This is a genomic window from Thermomonas hydrothermalis, from assembly GCF_900129205.1.
GTDB lineage: Bacteria > Pseudomonadota > Gammaproteobacteria > Xanthomonadales > Xanthomonadaceae > Thermomonas > Thermomonas hydrothermalis.
In genome coordinates, this window is sequence record NZ_FQUK01000003.1 from 20,874 (window position 1) to 37,799 (window position 16,926).

At 65.6% G+C, this 16,926-nt stretch carries 12 protein-coding genes; 5 read left to right on the top strand and 7 right to left on the bottom strand.

The window, feature by feature from the left end; translation table 11 throughout:
- The first annotated feature begins 118 nt into the window (after window positions 1–118).
- Together BUA29_RS01225 and BUA29_RS01230 are read left to right on the top strand one after the other, a co-directional pair.
- On the top strand, window positions 119–1,621 hold the full coding sequence (locus BUA29_RS01225) for an MFS transporter (RefSeq protein ID WP_072754824.1): 1,503 nt from the start codon (window positions 119–121) through the stop codon (window positions 1,619–1,621).
- Window positions 1,618–3,351 carry an alpha-amylase family glycosyl hydrolase gene (locus BUA29_RS01230; RefSeq protein ID WP_425443758.1) on the top strand — a complete coding sequence of 578 codons (1,734 nt, stop codon included), beginning with the start codon at window positions 1,618–1,620 and terminating at the stop codon, window positions 3,349–3,351. Before BUA29_RS01225 ends, BUA29_RS01230 begins: the two co-directional genes overlap by 4 nt.
- A 50-nt stretch (window positions 3,352–3,401) precedes the next feature.
- Here BUA29_RS01230 and BUA29_RS01235 read toward each other — a convergent pair whose 3' ends face one another.
- Complete coding sequence (locus BUA29_RS01235) at window positions 3,402–4,448, bottom strand: LacI family DNA-binding transcriptional regulator (protein WP_072754825.1); 1,047 nt, start codon at window positions 4,446–4,448, stop codon at window positions 3,402–3,404.
- Window positions 4,449–4,714: 266 nt separating this feature from the next.
- On the opposite strand from BUA29_RS01235, the gene katG reads away from it, so the two are divergent.
- On the top strand, window positions 4,715–6,877 hold the full coding sequence (gene katG / locus BUA29_RS01240) for a catalase/peroxidase HPI (RefSeq protein ID WP_072754826.1): 2,163 nt from the start codon (window positions 4,715–4,717) through the stop codon (window positions 6,875–6,877).
- A 101-nt stretch (window positions 6,878–6,978) separates the two neighbouring features.
- On the opposite strand, the gene BUA29_RS01245 is transcribed toward katG, so the two are convergent.
- Window positions 6,979–8,175 (bottom strand): trans-sulfuration enzyme family protein, encoded by a 1,197-nt coding sequence (locus BUA29_RS01245; RefSeq protein WP_245770471.1) that lies wholly within the window; start codon window positions 8,173–8,175, stop codon window positions 6,979–6,981.
- Between the two features lie 65 nt (window positions 8,176–8,240).
- Between BUA29_RS01245 and BUA29_RS01250 the strand changes: the two genes are divergently transcribed.
- Window positions 8,241–8,699, top strand: coding sequence for an Lrp/AsnC family transcriptional regulator (locus BUA29_RS01250; RefSeq protein WP_072754828.1), 459 nt, complete (start codon window positions 8,241–8,243; stop codon window positions 8,697–8,699).
- Between the two features lie 49 nt (window positions 8,700–8,748).
- Here the strand turns inward: BUA29_RS01250 and acnB are convergent, their stop codons facing one another.
- The 4 genes from acnB to BUA29_RS01270 all read right to left on the bottom strand — a co-directional run bounded on the left by acnB (window position 8,749) and on the right by BUA29_RS01270 (window position 12,856).
- On the bottom strand, window positions 8,749–11,340 hold the full coding sequence (gene acnB / locus BUA29_RS01255; protein WP_072754829.1) for a bifunctional aconitate hydratase 2/2-methylisocitrate dehydratase: 2,592 nt from the start codon (window positions 11,338–11,340) through the stop codon (window positions 8,749–8,751).
- A gap of 41 nt (window positions 11,341–11,381) precedes the next feature.
- Window positions 11,382–11,780, bottom strand: coding sequence for a PIN domain-containing protein (locus BUA29_RS01260; protein WP_072754830.1), 399 nt, complete (start codon window positions 11,778–11,780; stop codon window positions 11,382–11,384).
- Complete coding sequence (locus tag BUA29_RS01265; RefSeq protein WP_072754831.1) at window positions 11,777–11,980, bottom strand: AbrB/MazE/SpoVT family DNA-binding domain-containing protein; 204 nt, start codon at window positions 11,978–11,980, stop codon at window positions 11,777–11,779. The genes BUA29_RS01260 and BUA29_RS01265 overlap by 4 nt, the downstream gene beginning before the upstream one ends.
- A gap of 75 nt (window positions 11,981–12,055) precedes the next feature.
- Window positions 12,056–12,856 carry a GGDEF domain-containing protein gene (locus BUA29_RS01270; RefSeq protein WP_072754832.1) on the bottom strand — a complete coding sequence of 267 codons (801 nt, stop codon included), beginning with the start codon at window positions 12,854–12,856 and terminating at the stop codon, window positions 12,056–12,058.
- Between the two features lie 91 nt (window positions 12,857–12,947).
- Between BUA29_RS01270 and acnA the strand changes: the two genes are divergently transcribed.
- Complete coding sequence (gene acnA / locus BUA29_RS01275) at window positions 12,948–15,710, top strand: aconitate hydratase AcnA (RefSeq protein ID WP_072754833.1); 2,763 nt, start codon at window positions 12,948–12,950, stop codon at window positions 15,708–15,710.
- A 66-nt stretch (window positions 15,711–15,776) separates the two neighbouring features.
- Here acnA and BUA29_RS01280 read toward each other — a convergent pair whose 3' ends face one another.
- Complete coding sequence (locus tag BUA29_RS01280) at window positions 15,777–16,871, bottom strand: HDOD domain-containing protein (RefSeq protein WP_072754834.1); 1,095 nt, start codon at window positions 16,869–16,871, stop codon at window positions 15,777–15,779.
- Between the last annotated feature and the right edge of the window lie 55 nt (window positions 16,872–16,926).

Sequence of the window (16,926 nt, forward strand, 5' to 3'; positions counted from 1 at the left end):
TGCGCTATATCTACCGGCCGTCATCCTGAGGCTTGCCCGTCCACGCGACCGAGTGCAAGGCTTTAGGCCCATTCGACCCGCGCCAACGTGGCGGGCATGTCATTGCAATGAGGGCTTCATGCACGCCACAGCCGCACCACACCGCAGCAAACCTGCGCTCTCGTTCTGGCAAATCTGGAACATGTGCTTCGGCTTTCTGGGCATCCAGTTCGGATTTGCGCTTCAGAATGCCAATGTCAGCCGCATCTTCCAGACCTTGGGCGCAGACATGGATGCGCTGCCGGCGCTGTGGATCGCCGCACCGCTGACCGGCCTGCTGGTGCAGCCGGTCATCGGCTATCTGTCAGACCGCACCTGGACCGGGCTGGGTCGGCGCCGCCCCTACTTTCTTGCTGGCGCACTGCTTGCGTCGCTGGCGCTGGTGGCCATGCCCCACTCGCCCACGCTGTGGATCGCCGCCGGTCTGCTGTGGGTGCTGGATGCCTCCATCAATGTATCGATGGAGCCGTTTCGCGCCTTTGTCGGCGACCAGCTGCCAGTCGCGCAGCGGGCGCAGGGCTATGCGATGCAGAGCTTCTTCATCGGTCTCGGATCGGTGATCGCCAGTCTGCTGCCGTGGCTGCTGGAGAAAGCGGGCGTAGCCAATACCGCCAACCCCGGCCAGGTGCCCGACACCGTGCGCTACGCGTTCTACGCCGGTGCGGTCGTGCTGATGGGGGCCATTGTCTGGACCGTGCTGCGGACACGCGAATACCCGCCTGACACGCTGGACGCCTTCGACGAGTCGGCACCGCTGGATCGTCCGCCACTCGAACGTGCACGCGCCATCCGCTTTGGCCTGCTGTGGCTGACAATTGGCGCGCTTGGCCTGGCCGGCGTGGCCTGGCAAAACCTGCCGCGCGAGCTGTACCTGCTGGGTGCGCTGCTGGCGATCTATGGCGTAGCACTGCTGGCGCTGGCCGCCAGCAAACGCGACAACGGCTTCACCCAGGTGATGACCGACATCTATGCCATGCCACTGGCAATGCGTCGGCTTGCACTGGTGCAGTTCTTTTCCTGGTTTGCCCTGTTTGCGATGTGGATCTACACCACACCGACCGTGACGGCGGTGTATTACGGCAGCACCGATCCCGCCTCGGCCGACTACAACACCGGTGCCAACTGGGTGGGCGTGTTGTTTGCCGCCTACAACGGGTTTGCTGCGCTCGCCGCGATCGTCATCCCCTGGCTGGCACGCCGCTTTGGCCTGCGCGGCAGCCATCTGCTCAATCTTGCGCTGGGGGGGCTTGGGTTGGCGTCGATTCCGTTTCTGCCCAATGAGAACTGGCTGCTGCTGTCGATGCTCGGCATTGGCATCGCCTGGGCCTCGATCCTGTCGCTGCCCTATGCGCTGCTGTCCGACAGTGTGCCCGCCCGCAAGATGGGCGTGTACATGGGCATCTTCAACTTCTTCATCGTCATCCCGCAACTGGTGGCAGTGGCCACGCTGGGCTATGCCCTCAAGCATCTATTCGCTGGTGATCCGGCCAAGGTTCTCGTGCTGGGCGGCACCAGCATGCTGATCGCCGGACTGCTGGCGCTGCGCGTCCCCGAACCTGTGTCCCATCGCGTGCAAGGATGATCACCATGCCCCTGCGTTCTGCCCGCCTCGGCCTGAGTTTGCTTTGCGCGCTTGCCTCGACGGCCTGTGCACACACCCCGACGACCCGGCAGGCCGATTACTACGGCACGCTGGAGCCGTTTGCGCGTGAAGCAGTGTACTTCGTGATGACCGATCGCTTCGTCAACGGCGACCCCGGCAACGACCACCGCGACCAAGGCGGCGCCCTGGGCACGTTCGACATCCCGCTGCCGCCATGCAATGGCGTGTCCGGCAACATCGGCTACCTGGGTGGCGACTTCAAGGGCCTGGCCGATCATCTGGATTACATCCGCGAAATGGGCTTCACCGCGGTGTGGATCACGCCGATCGTGGACAATCCGGACCAGCGCTTCACCGGCGGCAGCGCACCGACCTGCGGCGGCATCCTGGCTGACCAGGGCAAGGCCGGCTATCACGGCTACTGGGGCGTGAATTTCTACCAAGTGGACGAGCACCTGCCCAGCCCAGGCATGGACTTCCGCGACCTGGTGGCGGCGATGCATCGCAAGGGCATGAAGCTGGTGCTGGACATCGTGGGGAACCACGGCTCGCCGGCCTGGGGCATGACCTTCGACCAGCCCAAGTTCGGCAAGATCTACGACAAGGACGGCACACTGATTGCCGATCACCAGAACCTGCCGCCGCAGCAGCTGGATCCCGAGCACAACCCGCTGCACCGCTTCTACAACACGGTCGGCCCGGTGGACGGGGCCAAGGGATCGATCTTCGACGGCAATCTGGCCCAGCTGTCAGATCTCAATGAACGCAACCCGGACGTGCTGGACTATCTGGTCGGGGCCTATCTGCAATGGATCGACCAGGGTGCCGATGCGTTTCGCATCGACACCATCGCCTGGATGCCGGACAGCTTCTGGCAGGCCTTCACCACCCGCATCCGGGCAAAGCACCCCGGCTTTTTCATGTTCGGCGAGGCCTTCGACTACGACGCCGCCAGGATCGCCACCCACACCCTGCCCGGCCACGGCGAAACCAGCGTGCTGGACTTCCCGATGAAACAGGCGATGGAAGAGGTCTTCGGGCGCAAGCAGGCCGGTTTTGAACGGATGATACCGGCGCTGCATCTGACTGGCGGCCCGTATGCCAACCCCTACGAGCTGGCCACCTTCTACGACAATCACGACATGCCGCGGCTGGATGCCAGCGATGAAGGCTTCATTGATGCACACAACTGGCTGTTCACCGCGCGTGGCATTCCGGTGGTCTATTACGGCTCGGAAATGGGCTTCATGCGCGGCCGACCCGAGCACGGCGGCAACCGCAACTACTTCGGCACCGAAGGCATTGCCGCCGCCAAGGCAAGCCCGATCCGGGCAGCGCTGACCCGCATTGCGCAGGTGCGTGCCGCTTCACCAGCGCTGCAGCGCGGGCTGCAACTCAATCTGGAGCTGCAAGGCAACCGCGCCGCGTTCTATCGGGTGTACCAGCACGACGGTGTGCACCAGATCGCGCTGGTCCTGCTCAACAAGGGCGACGCCCCGGAACACTTTGCCGTCCAGACGATGCTGCAACCCGGCCGCTGGCATGACGCGATTGGCGGTGAGACGCTGACCCTACAGGCTGGCGAGGCGCTGCACGCCGAGGTTCCGGCGCATGGCGTGCGGGTCTTTCTGCTCGACGCCCAGGTGACTGAGCCGACGCTGGCGGCTGCGCTGGATGCCGCCATGGCCGATGCACGCCGGTCACGGTAAACCTGCCGACAGGTGTGCCCATGCAAAACGTGGCAGCCGTCGAGCGTGGTTTAGCGCATGCTGGAGGCGCGGATTTCCAGTGTCGGCGGAAGCATCACGCTCTGCACCGGCTGGTCACGCACCAGCTGCAGGAGCGTACTGACCAGAAGCTCACCGGCACGCGAGGTGTCCTGCACCACCGTGGTCAGCGGCGGATCGGCCAGACGCGCCATCGCGGTTCCGTCGAAGCCCACCACCGACACGTCATCCGGTACCCGTAGGCCGGCCTCCTTGAGGGCGTGGATGGCACCGATTGCGATCAGGTCACTGGCCGCAAAAATGGCATCGAACGGCTGGCCCCGCGCCAGCAGCTCACGTGTTGCCTTGAAGCCTGCTTCCTCAGTGCTGTCGGCATCTGCCTGCAGCGCGGGCGACAGACCAAGCCCCGCCTCACGTAGCGCCGCATCGCAGCCCTGGTAGCGCGCCTGAAACTCGGGAAACCGCGAGGATGCATCACCCAAAAAGGCGACCTGCCGGCGTCCACAGGCCAGCAGATGCTGCCCGGCCAGCCGGCCGCCTGCATGGTTGTCGCAGCCGATCGACACCCCTGGCTGGCCTGGCTCGACCTGCCCCCAGCGCACGAAGTGGGTGCCCTGCGCAACCAGCGTTTCGAGCTTGGCGCGGTAGGTCAAATAGTCGCCATAGCCCAGCAGGATCAACCCGTCCGCCTTCATGCTGTCTTCGTAGTCGGCATGCCAGTCGTCCGAGAGCTGCTGAAACGACACCAGCAAGTCATGGCCATGACGGGCACAGGCGCGGGTGATCGACCCCAGCATCGACAGAAAGAACGGATTGATGTGGGAGTCGTCCGGGGTTGGATCCTCGAACAACAGCAGCGCCAGGGTGCCGGCACGCTGGGTGCGCAGGCTGGAGGCGTGGCGGTCCACCTTGTAGTTGAGCTCGCGCACGGCCTGCTCGACCCGTCGCCGGGTCTCCGGGTTCACCAGCGGGCTGCCAGCCAGCACGCGCGAAACGGTGGCCTGTGACACCCCGGCGCGATGGGCGATATCCAGTGAAGTGACGCGGTTCTTTTTACGACGACGGCGCGCTTCGGTCATGGTCTTGAGTGTAGCAACCCGCTCAACCTGCCACCCGGCCCGATCTGCCGGTGTCGCGACATGGCGCCCAAAACCAGCACCGACAGACATTCAATAGCTTGGGACTATCCTTCAAATTCAAAACTTGTACTTCATCTATTGGAAAAAGCCACCTACAGTGAACTCGGTTCCGAGGCATCTTGCGGTCTTCCACTCCCTGGCCCAGACAAGCGTCGGCACTCCCTCTGCCCCACCCCACCCTCGACCAATCCGAAAGGAGTCAGGCCATGAACACAGCTCAACACGGCGGCAAGTGCCCAGTCATGCACGGCGCAGCCACTCGACTGGCGGAATCCAACACCCACTGGTGGCCTAACGCGCTGAATCTGGACATCCTGCATCAGCACGACACCAAGACCAATCCGATGGATCCCGGCTTCAACTACCGGGAAGAGGTCAGGAAACTTGATGTCGAAGCGATCAAGCGTGATCTGCGCGCCTTGATGACCGACAGCCAGGACTGGTGGCCGGCCGACTGGGGCCACTACGGCGGGCTGATGATCCGCATGGCCTGGCATGCCGCCGGCACCTATCGGGTGGCCGACGGTCGCGGCGGCGGCGGTACCGGCAACCAGCGCTTCGCCCCGCTCAACAGCTGGCCGGACAATGTCAGCCTGGACAAGGCACGACGCCTGCTGTGGCCGATCAAGAAGAAATACGGCAACAGGATCAGCTGGGCCGACCTGATGATCCTGGCTGGCAACATCGCCTATGAGTCGATGGGCCTGAAGACGTACGGCTTTGCCTTCGGCCGCGAAGACATCTGGCACCCGGAGAAGGACATCTATTGGGGCTCGGAGAAACAGTGGCTGGGCCGCGCGCGCTACGAGAGCGACGATAAGCCCGAATCACTGGAGAACCCGCTGGCAGCCGTCCAGATGGGACTGATTTACGTCAATCCGGAGGGGGTCGGCGGCAAGCCGGACCCGGCCAGGACCGCACTGGAAGTGCGCGAGACCTTCAAGCGCATGGCGATGAACGACGAGGAAACCGCCGCGCTCACCGCAGGCGGCCATACCGTCGGCAAAGCCCATGGCAATGGCCGCGCCGATCGGCTGGGCCCGGAACCGGAAGCCGCCGACGTGGACTGTCAGGGCCTGGGCTGGGCCAACCCCGACATGCATGGCAAGGCCGCCAACGCCATGACCTCCGGGATCGAAGGCGCATGGACCTCGAACCCCACCGTGTTCGACATGGGGTATTTCGAAATGCTGTTCAACCACGAATGGGAGCTGCGCAAGTCCCCCGCTGGCGCCTGGCAATGGGAACCGGTGGATATCCGGGAAGAGGACAAGCCGCTGGATCCCAGCGATCCCAGCAAGCGCCGTAACCCGATCATGACCGACGCCGACATGGCGATGAAGGTCGATCCCGTCTACAACGCGATCTGCCGCAAGTTCATGGCCGATCCCGCGTATTTCCGGGACACCTTCGCCCGCGCCTGGTTCAAGCTCACCCACCGCGACATGGGCCCGAAGACCCGCTATATCGGCCCGGATGTGCCGCAGGAAGACCTGATCTGGCAGGACCCGATTCCGCCCGGCAACAGCGCCTATGACGTCGAGGCCGTCAAGGCCAGGATCCGCGCCAGCGGGCTGTCGGTGTCCGATCTGGTCAGCACCGCCTGGGATAGCGCACGCACCTTCCGCCAGTCCGACTACCGCGGGGGCGCCAATGGCGCGCGTATCCGCCTGGCCCCGCAAAAGGACTGGGAGGGCAACGAGCCGGCACGCCTGGCCCGGGTATTGTCGGTGCTGGAGCCGATCGCGCGCGACACCGGCGCCTCGATCGCCGATGTGATCGTACTGGGCGGCAACGTTGGGCTTGAACAGGCGATCCGGGCGGCAGGCTTCGACGTACCGGTGCCATTCGCACCGGGCCGTGGCGATGCCACTCAGGAGCAGACCGATGTCGAATCCTTCGCCTATCTCGAACCGGTCGCTGACGGCTACCGCAACTGGCAGAAAAAGGCCTATGCGGTCAGCCCGGAAGAGCTGCTGCTGGACCGCACTCAACTGATGGGCTTGACTGCCCCGGAAATGACCGTGCTGATCGGCGGCATGCGGGTGCTTGGCACCAACCACGGCGGCACCCGCCATGGCGTGTTCACCGATCGCGTGGGTGTGCTCAGCAACGATTTCTTCGTCAATCTGACCGACATGGCCAACACCTGGGTCAAGGCGGGCGACCATTACGAAGTCCGTGATCGCAAGACCGGGACACTGAAATGGACCGCCACCCGAGTGGATCTGGTATTCGGCTCCAACTCGATCCTGCGCGCCTATGCCGAGGTGTATGCACAGGACGACAACAAGGAGAAATTCGTGCGCGATTTCGTGGCCGCCTGGACCAAGGTCATGAATGCCGACCGCTATGACCTGCGCCCCTGAGGAAGGTCTGAACAACGTCCCCCTGGCGTTGTCAGCCCATGCCGAGCCCGGCACGTCCACCACCCCGGTCATCCCGGGGCGGTGTGCATGCCCCGACCGGCTCAACTGGAGGCCAGCGCCTGGGTCAGGTCCTGCCAGAGGTCCTCGACGTCTTCGATCCCCACCGACAGCCGCAACAACCCCGGCGTGATGCCGGTGGCGGCCTTGACTGCTTCCTCGACAACCCGGTGCGTCAGCCCGGCAGGATGCTGGATCAGGCTGTCCACCGACCCCAGGCTGACCGCCGGGGTGATCAGCTGCACGCGTTTCATCACTGCGGCGGCGGCGTCATGCCCGCCGTGCACGTCAAACGCCAGCAACGTGCCGGGGCCCGCCATCTGGCTGCCGACCAGATGGCCGTTCACGGCGCCGGGCAGGCCCGGGTAGTGCACCCGCGCCACAGCCGGGTGGCGGGCCAGCCGTTCGGCCAGCACCTGGGCATTGGCCTGCGCCGCCTCCACCCGCAGCTTGAGCGTGGGCAGGCCGCGGTGCAGCAGGTAGGCCGCCAGCGGGTGCAGCAATGCGCCGGTGGCGGCCCGCACGGTGCGCAGTGGCGCCGCGTGCGCCTCGTCGCAGCAGACCACGCCGGCGATCACATCGCCATGGCCGCCGAGAAACTTGGTGGCGCTGTGCAGCACGTAGGTCGCACCCAAGGCGGCGGGCCGCTGCAGCACCGGGGTGGCAAAGGTGGAATCGACCAGCACCGGGACATCACCGGCGGCTTCGACCACGGCGCGGATATCCACCAGGGCGAGCGTCGGGTTGGCCGGGGTTTCGATCACCACCAGCACCGTGTCCGGCCGCCGCCGCGCCGCGATCTGATCGGCCTGTACGAACTCGGCCTCCAGCCCGCACAGACCGCTGGCCAGCAGGTGATCGGACGTGCCGTACAGTGGACGCACCACCAGCACGTGCCGGCCGTGCTGGGCACGCGCCAGCAATACCGCCGTCAGCGCCGCCATTCCGGAGGCAAATGCGACGCAGGCCTGGGTGCCTTCCAGCGCCGCGATGGCCCCTTCGGTGCGGGCCACCGTGGGGTTGTGCAGGCGGGCGTAGATCGGGTTGGGGGCGCTGGCCTGCCCGGCCACCAGGGCATCGAAGCTGGCGCTGCCAACGTCGAGATCGGGAACTGGATAGGTGGTGGACAGATCCAGCGGCGGCGCGTGCACGCAGAGTTCGACGAAATCTTCGCGGCCGGCATGGACGGCGGTGGTCTGGAAGCGCGGCATGGCACCCTCGATACGGTCAGATCTTGGCATCCTATGCATTCGTTCGCTTACGATGCACAAATCCGAACAATATTTTTATTTCGCCGGAAATCCCGATGCTCGACCGAATCGACTACGCCCTGCTGCGCCTGTTGCGAAAGAATGCACGCCTGCCCAACAAGGACCTGGCGGAAAAAACCGGCATCGCCCCCTCCACCGCGCTGGAACGGGTGCGCCGGATGCGTGAGGCGAAGATCCTGCTGGGCTACCACGCCGAGATCGCGCCGGAAGCGATCGGTATTGGCCTGCAGGCGATGATTTCGATCCGGCTGGCGCGCCACTCGCGCGCCCTGGTGGACGGCTTCCACCGTCATCTGCTGGGGCTGCCGGAAGTGCTGGCCTGCTACCACGTGGCCGGTGCCGACGATTTTCTCGCCCATGTCGGCGTGCGCGACAGCGAGCACCTGCGCCAGTTCACCTTAAGCGCCCTCACCGAACGTGAGGAAGTGGCGCATATCGAAACCCGGTTGATCTTCGAGTTCCAGCGCAACGTGGAGTTACCGCCCCTGCCATAAAAAGACGCCCGGGCAAGCCCGGGCGTCATGATGCAATCAACCGGCGGCATTAGACCGCAACGGTATCTGCCACCTCGCGGTAGTCCTCGATCTGGTCGAAGTTCATGTACCGGTAGATCTCGGCCCCCTTGGCATTGATGATGCCGATGTCGGCCAGGTATTCCTCGCGGGTCGGAATACGGCCCAGCCGGGCACAGATCGCCGCCAGTTCCGCCGACCCCAGGTACACATTGGTATTGCGCCCCAGACGGTTGGGGAAATTGCGGGTCGAGGTGGACATGGCGGTGCTGCCCTCGCGGATCTGCGCCTGGTTGCCCATGCACAGCGAGCAGCCCGGCATCTCCATCCGCGCACCGGCGGTGCCGAAGGTGCCGTAATGGCCTTCCTCGGTCAGCTGCTGCTGATCCATCCGGGTCGGCGGCGCGATCCACAGCCGGGTCGGCAGGTCACGCTTGCCTTCCAGCAGTTTCGCCGCCGCGCGGAAGTGACCGATGTTGGTCATGCAGGAGCCGATGAACACCTCGTCGATCTTCGCCCCTGCCACATCCGACAGAGTCTTGGCATCGTCGGGATCATTCGGGCAGCAGACGATGGGCTCGACGATCTCGTTGAGGTCGATTTCGATCACTGCCGCATATTCGGCATCCGGATCCGGTTCCAGCAGCTGCGGATTGGCCAGCCACTCCTCCATCTTGCGGATGCGGCGCTGCAGGGTGCGGGCGTCCTGATAGCCGTTGGCGATCATCCACTTCAGCAGAGTGATGTTGCTGGTGATGTACTCGATGATCGGCTCCTTGTTCAGGCGCACGGTACAGGCAGCGGCCGAGCGCTCGGCAGACGCATCGGCCAGCTCGAACGCCTGCTCCACCTTGAGATCAGGCAAGCCTTCGATTTCCAGAATACGACCGGAGAAGATGTTCTTCTTGCCCTGCTTGGCCACGGTCAAAAGACCCTGCTTGATGGCATACAGCGGGATGGCGTGAACCAGATCACGCAGGGTCACGCCCGGCTGCAGCTGACCCTTGAAGCGCACCAGCACCGATTCCGGCATGTCCAGCGGCATCACCCCGGTGGCAGCGGCAAACGCCACCAGGCCAGAGCCGGCCGGGAAGGAAATGCCAATCGGGAACCGGGTGTGGCTGTCGCCACCGGTGCCAACGGTATCCGGCAGCAGCATGCGATTGAGCCAGCTGTGGATGATGCCGTCACCGACGCGCAGCGACACGCCACCGCGGGTGGTGATGAACTCCGGCAGGGTGTGGTGCATCTTCACGTCCACCGGCTTGGGATAGGCGGCGGTGTGGCAGAAGCTCTGCATGACCAGGTCGGCCGAGAAGCCCAAGCAGGCCAGGTCTTTGAGCTCATCGCGGGTCATCGGGCCGGTGGTGTCCTGGCTGCCTACCGTGGTCATCTTCGGCTCGCAGTAGGTGCCCGGCCGCACGCCCTTGCCTTCCGGCAGGCCGCAGGCACGGCCGACAATCTTCTGCGCCAGGGTGTAGCCCTTGCCGCTGTCCGCCGGCGCCTTGGGCAACCGGAACAGGGTGGTGGGCGGCAGGCCCAGCGCCTCACGCGCCTTGGCAGTCAGCCCACGGCCGATGATCAGCGGAATGCGGCCACCGGCGCGCACTTCATCCAGCAGCACCTCGGACTTGAGGGTGAAGGTGGCGATCACCTCGCCGTTCTTGAGCGCCTTGCCCTCGTACGGACGCAGTTCGATGACGTCGCCGTGCTCCATCTTCGACACGTCCAGCTCGATCGGCAGCGCGCCCGCGTCTTCCATGGTGTTGTAGAAGATCGGCGCGATCTTGCCGCCCAGGCAGACGCCACCGGCCCGCTTGTTGGGGATGTAGGGAATGTCGCGGCCGGTCCACCACAGCACGCTGTTAGTGGCGGACTTGCGGCTGGAACCGGTGCCCACCACGTCGCCGACATATGCAACCGGATGGCCTTTTTCCTTCAGCCGCAACAGCTCGCCGATCGGACCGCGCTTGCCGTCCTCTTCCGGCTCGAACGGGGCGTCCGGGCGCCGGTTCTTGAGCATGGCCAGCGCGTGCAGCGGGATGTCCGGGCGGGTGGTGGCGTCCGGCGCCGGGGAAAGATCGTCGGTATTGGTCTCGCCGGGCACCTTGAAGACGGTCACCGTGAGCGACTCGGGCACCTCCGGCTGGCTGGTGAACCACTCGGCGTTGGCCCAGCTTTCCAGCACCGCCCTGGCATTGGCGTTGCCGGCCTTGGCCTTTTCCTCGACATCATGGAACGCATCGAACACCAGCAGGATGTGCTTGAGCGCCTCGGCCGCGGTGGCGCCCACCTCGGCATCATCAAGCAGCTGGATCAGCGGGCCGACGTTGTAACCGCCAAGCATGGTGCCCAGCAGCTCGGTGGCACGCACCCGCGAAATCAGCGGATTGTGCTCGCTCCCAAAGGCCAGCGCCGCCAGATACGACGCTTTGACCCGGGCGGCATCGTCCACGCCAGCCGGCACGCGGTTGATCAGCAGATCGAGCAGAAACTCGGCTTCACCGGCAGGCGGCTGTTTGAGCAGCTCGATCAGCTCGGCGGTCTGTTGCGCAGACAGCGGCAGCGGCGGGATACCGAGCGCGGCGCGCTCGGCCTGGTGTTTACGATAGGCGTCCAGCATGGGGATGGGTCCTTGTGGCAGGCAGGGGAAACATCAGGCCATCAGTCGCCGGGAACGACGAGCTTCAAGCCTTTGAAGTAGTCGCGATGGAACGCGGCATCGAAGGTGATCAGGGCATCGCACTGCAACAGCGCGTGGGCCCCGGTCAGAAAGACCGACAGCGGCCGGGTGCGGCCTTCGCGCTGGCGCTGACGGCGCTGCATCTCGCCCGCCCGCAGGGCGGACTTGGATTCGAGCGGGCTGAAATGGATGCCCATCTCCTCCAGCGCCGCCAGCACTTCGGCGCCATTGCGCAGGCTGGCCGCCAGCTCGGCGAGCGCGGCATCGCACACCACCACCCGCCCGCTTTCCAGGGCCTGACGCAAGGCGGTCTCAACCGCGTCGGCACGCGGACCGTCGGTCAAAAGCTCAGCCAGCACAGGGGCATCGACCGCAATCACGCCACCGAGTCTCCGTCCGCTGCGGCCTCACGTGCGAATTTGCCGCGCACCCGCGAGATGGCATCGTCCACGCGCTTGCTCAACACGATCCGGCTGCCCTCCAGCTCGACCTTGAGCACACTGCCTTTGGTCAGGCCCAGTGCATCGCGCACCGCCTTGGGCAGGGTGATCTGGCCGCGCTCGGCAACGATGGCGTCCATGGCAGCTTTCCGGGATGAAGTAGGCATGGATTATACATACTTTTCGATGCATACCTCGATGCCAGCCGCCTCGCCTCACCCCAGCCCGGTGCGGGCACCGCCGGCCTGACGCGCCAGATACAGCGCCCGATCGCAGCGCTGGAATAGCTGGACCGGCGCCTCATCCTCGGGGCCGATGGCCACCAGGCCGGCACTGAACGTGACGTAGTTGGGACCTACGCCATTGAGATTCCAGCCCGCATGACTGGCGAATGCCCGCTGCAGGCGCTCGCACAACCGCCAGCCGCCTTCCCGGTCGGTATCGGTCAGCAGGACGGCGAAGGTATCGCCCCCCAGCCGTGCCGGCAGATCGGAGCGCCGGCAGACGCTGCGCAACAGCCGCGCCGCTTCCACCAGCACATGGTCGCCGACCGCGTGCGACCAGTTGTCATTGATCTGCTTGAGGTGATCGATGTCCAGCAGCACCAGGCTCAATGGCTGACCGTGACGCTTGCTACGAGAAAACTGCAGCGCCAGCTGCTCGTCGAACGCACGGCCATTGGGCAGCCCGGTCAATGCGTCCTCGGACGCCAGCCGGGAGAACTCGCGCTCGCGCTCTTCCATCCTGGCCGTCAAGGCATCACGTTCCTGCAGGAGCGCCAGCACCTGCTCACCCTGACGCCGCAGCTCCGCCTCGCGGGCCGCCAGCGTTTTCGCAAGATGCGCCACCTGCCGCCGGGTTCGCCCTCCCAGCGCATAGGCCAGCACCACCCCCAGCGCGAGCGCCAGCAGCACGGCGATGATGACCTGCCAGCCCGGCACCCCTGCCGCCGCCATCGCGGCCGGCGGCGCCTGCGGCACCATCAGCCCGATTCCCACTCCACCTGCCTGCATCATCGGCATCCTCCTGCGGGCCCAATCCGGCTTACCATCGAAGGTGCAGAATACCGGCCTGTACACCTGCATTCCCTACCCCCGGAGCTCCCCCATGCATAATTCATTTTCGACCCTCGACCACCTGGAACTCGACGGCCACAGGTACGCGTTCCACAGTCTGCGCGCACTGGGCCGGCACTTCGACATCGGCCGCTTGCCGTATTCCTTGAAGATCCTGCTGGAAAATCTGCTCCGCCACGAAGACGGCGGCATGACCGTGGGCCGCGACCACATCGAGGCGCTGGCCCGGTGGAACCCGCAGGCCGAGCCGGAGACCGAGATCGCCTTCATGCCGGCGCGGGTGATCCTGCAGGATTTCACCGGCGTGCCCTGTGTGGTGGATCTGGCGGCGATGCGCGACGCGGTCGCCCGCCTGGGTGGGCGTCCGGCGCAGATCAATCCGCAGATCCCCTCCGAGCTGGTGATCGACCACTCGATCCAGGTGGATGCCTTCGCCCGCCCCGATGCGCTGGACATCAATGGCCGCCTGGAGTTTGAACGCAATGCCGAGCGCTATGCCTTCCTGCGCTGGGGCCAGAAAGCTTTCGCCAACTTCCGGGTGGTGCCACCCAACACCGGCATCGTCCACCAGGTCAATCTCGAATATCTGGCGCGAGTGGTGATGACCCGGGACATCGACGGTGAAACCTGGGTCTTCCCCGACACCGTCTTTGGCACCGACAGTCACACCACCATGATCAACGGCATTGGCGTGCTGGGCTGGGGCGTGGGCGGCATCGAAGCCGAGGCAGCGATGCTGGGGCAACCGTCGTCGATGCTGATCCCGCAGGTGGTGGGCTTCGAGCTGACCGGCAAACTGCCGGAAGGCACCACGGCCACCGACCTGGTGCTGACCGTCACCCAGATGCTGCGCCAGCACGGGGTGGTGGGCAAGTTCGTCGAGTTCTATGGCGACGGCCTGCAGCACCTGCCGCTGGCCGACCGCGCCACCATCGGCAACATGGCGCCGGAATATGGCGCCACCTGCGGCATCTTCCCGATCGACCAGGAGGCCCTGAACTACCTGCGTCTGTCCGGACGCAGTGAGGCACAGATCGCTCTGGTGGAAGCCTACGCCAAGGCACAGGGGCTCTGGCACACGCCAGACAGCCCGCACGCCCAGTACAGCAGCACTCTGCATCTGGACATGAGCACGGTACAGCCGTCATTGGCCGGCCCCAAGCGTCCGCAGGATCGCGTCCTGCTCAGCCAGATGCCGGCCAACAGCCGGGCGGCCATCGCCCAGCTCACCGCCAGCCGTGACCAGCGCAACGGCGCGGCGGTCAGCGACTTCATGGACGAAGGCGGGGCCAGCGCCATCGCTAACGAGGCACACCGCAAAGGCAGTGCCCAGATCGACATCAACGGCCAACCGGTCACCCTGGAGGATGGCGCAGTGGTGATCGCTGCGATCACCTCCTGCACCAACACCTCCAACCCGGCGGTGATGGTGGCGGCCGGCCTGCTGGCCCGTAATGCCGCCGCCCGCGGGCTGACCCGCAAACCCTGGGTCAAGACATCGTTGGCCCCGGGCTCGCGGGTGGTGACCGATTACCTGCGCCGGGCCGGGTTGCTGGAACCGCTGCAGCAACTCGGCTTCGACGTGGTCGGCTACGGCTGCACCACCTGCATCGGCAACTCAGGCCCGCTGCCGCAGGAGGTCAGCGCCGGGATCGCCGCCGGCGATCTGTGCGTATCGGCGGTGCTGTCCGGCAACCGCAACTTCGAAGGCCGCATCCATGCCGAGGTGAAGATGAACTACCTGGCCAGCCCGCCACTGGTGGTGGCGTATGCGCTGGCCGGCTCGACCAATATCGACCTGCTCAACGCACCGCTCGGGTACGACCGCAACGGCCAGCCGGTCTATCTGAAAGAGCTTTGGCCCAGCGCCCGCGACGTGGCCGACACCATCGCCGCCACCCTCGGCCCGGACCTGTTCAAGGCCAACTACGCCGATGTCTTCAAGGGCGACGAGCGCTGGAACAGCATCGCCTCGCCAGACGGCGAGCTGTACGCCTGGGATGAGGCCTCCACGTACATCAAGAACCCGCCCTACTTCGAGGGCATGACGATGGCGGTGGGGCACGTCGAAGACATCCACGATGCACGCGTGTTGGGGCTGTTCGGCGACTCGATCACCACCGACCACATCAGCCCCGCCGGTAGCATCAAGAAAGACTCGCCAGCCGGGCGTTACCTGATGGAGCGCGGGGTACAGCCAGCCGATTTCAACAGCTACGGCAGTCGCCGCGGCAACGACGCCGTGATGGTGCGCGGCACGTTCGCCAACATCCGCATCAAGAACCTGATGCTGGGTGGCGAGGAAGGCGGCAACACGCTGTACTTCAGCCGTGACGGACGCACCGAAAAACTGTCGATCTTTGATGCGGCGATGCGCTACAAGGACGACGGCGTGCCGCTGGTGGTGATCGCCGGCAAGGAATACGGCACCGGCTCCAGCCGTGACTGGGCCGCCAAGGGCACACGCCTGCTCGGCGTGCGGGCCGTGATCGCCGAAAGCTTCGAGCGCATCCACCGCAGCAACCTGGTCGGTATGGGGGTGCTGCCGCTGCGCTTCCGCAACGGTCAAAACGCTGCGAGCCTGGGCCTGACCGGCCAGGAAACCTACAGCATCACCGGCCTGCAGGACGGCCAGGCCAAGATCGCCCGGGTCAGTGCCCGGCGCCCCGATGGCAGCCGTGTCGAGTTCGACGTGGACGTGCTGCTGCTGACCCCGAAAGAGGTGGAGTACGCCCGCCACGGCGGCCTGCTGCATTACGTGCTGCGGCAACTGGCCGGAAAGGCACAGGGCTGACCGGGTCTTGCCTGGGGCCGCCACACTGGCGGCCCCAGCGCTCAGCCCATGGGCAACGTGGTTTGCTCAGGGATTCAGTCGCGCCCAGAGCGCATCGACATCCGCCGCCACCCCGTGGCGCGCCGCCCAGGCGCGCAGCACATCCAGGCTTGCTTCGGGGTCACGCTGGCCTTGCCGGCACAGCAGGGTCAGCGCCGCCGTCAACCGGCCGGCTCGCAACGCCAAGCCCAAGGGGTCGGTCGGCATGGCGTCACTGCGTTGTGCATCCAGCGCCGCCACGATCCGCGGCGGCAACTCCCAGGCGAGCGCGATCTGGTGTGCCACCTCGGCGGCATACAGTTCCAGCACCCGCGCCACGGTGGTGGCATCGGTCACCAGATGGGCGTTCTCGCGCAACCATTGCACCAGCGCGATCGCCCCCAGCCCGTGCAACAAGGCCGCCATCTGGGCGACCGGGGCATCAGCACGGGCCGGGCCCTCACACATCAGGCCGCTTGCCACATCTGCGGTCAAGGCGGTGTGTTCCCACACCACCCCCGGCAGCCGTCCCAGCGGCCCGCTGGCGGGTGGCAGCACCGGTTGCAACAGCGCCGTGGAGAGCGCCGCACGCAAGCCGTCCAGGCCCAGCAGGGCAGCCGCCCGCGGCAGGCTCTCCACGGGTGTCTGCTGGACTCGATAGAACGGGCTGTTGGCAATACGCAGCACATTGGCTGACAACGCCGGATCCTCAGCCACGATCTGGGCAATCTGGTCGAGCGCGATTTCGGGGTCGCTCAAGGCACGCATCAGCTTCGGCAACAACAGGGGCCGACGCGGCAAATGCCGTTGCTGAAACTGTGGACGCGCCAGCAAATGGCCGCAGGTGGCGGCAATCGCCTGGAATGCGGCCTCATCTCCGTTCTGCGACGCCGGCAGATCCACCGCCAGCGCAAACAACGTGCGGGTCAACGCGCGGCCGGTCGGAAGATCGCCTGCATCCGCGTCGGTCGACGATGGCGCATCCTCCGGCAACGGCGCCGCCGGTAATGCATCGTCTGCATCGGACGAATGCAACCTCGCCGGCGCCGCCGGACTGGCGTGTGTCTGTCTGCGCAGCAGCCAGACGCCAATGGCGACCACCAGCAGCACGCCCAGCCCCACCCACACGCCGGTCAGTGTCATCCGTATGTCCTCAAACATCCCTGCGATCACTGCAGAGACTAACCGACGCGGCGCC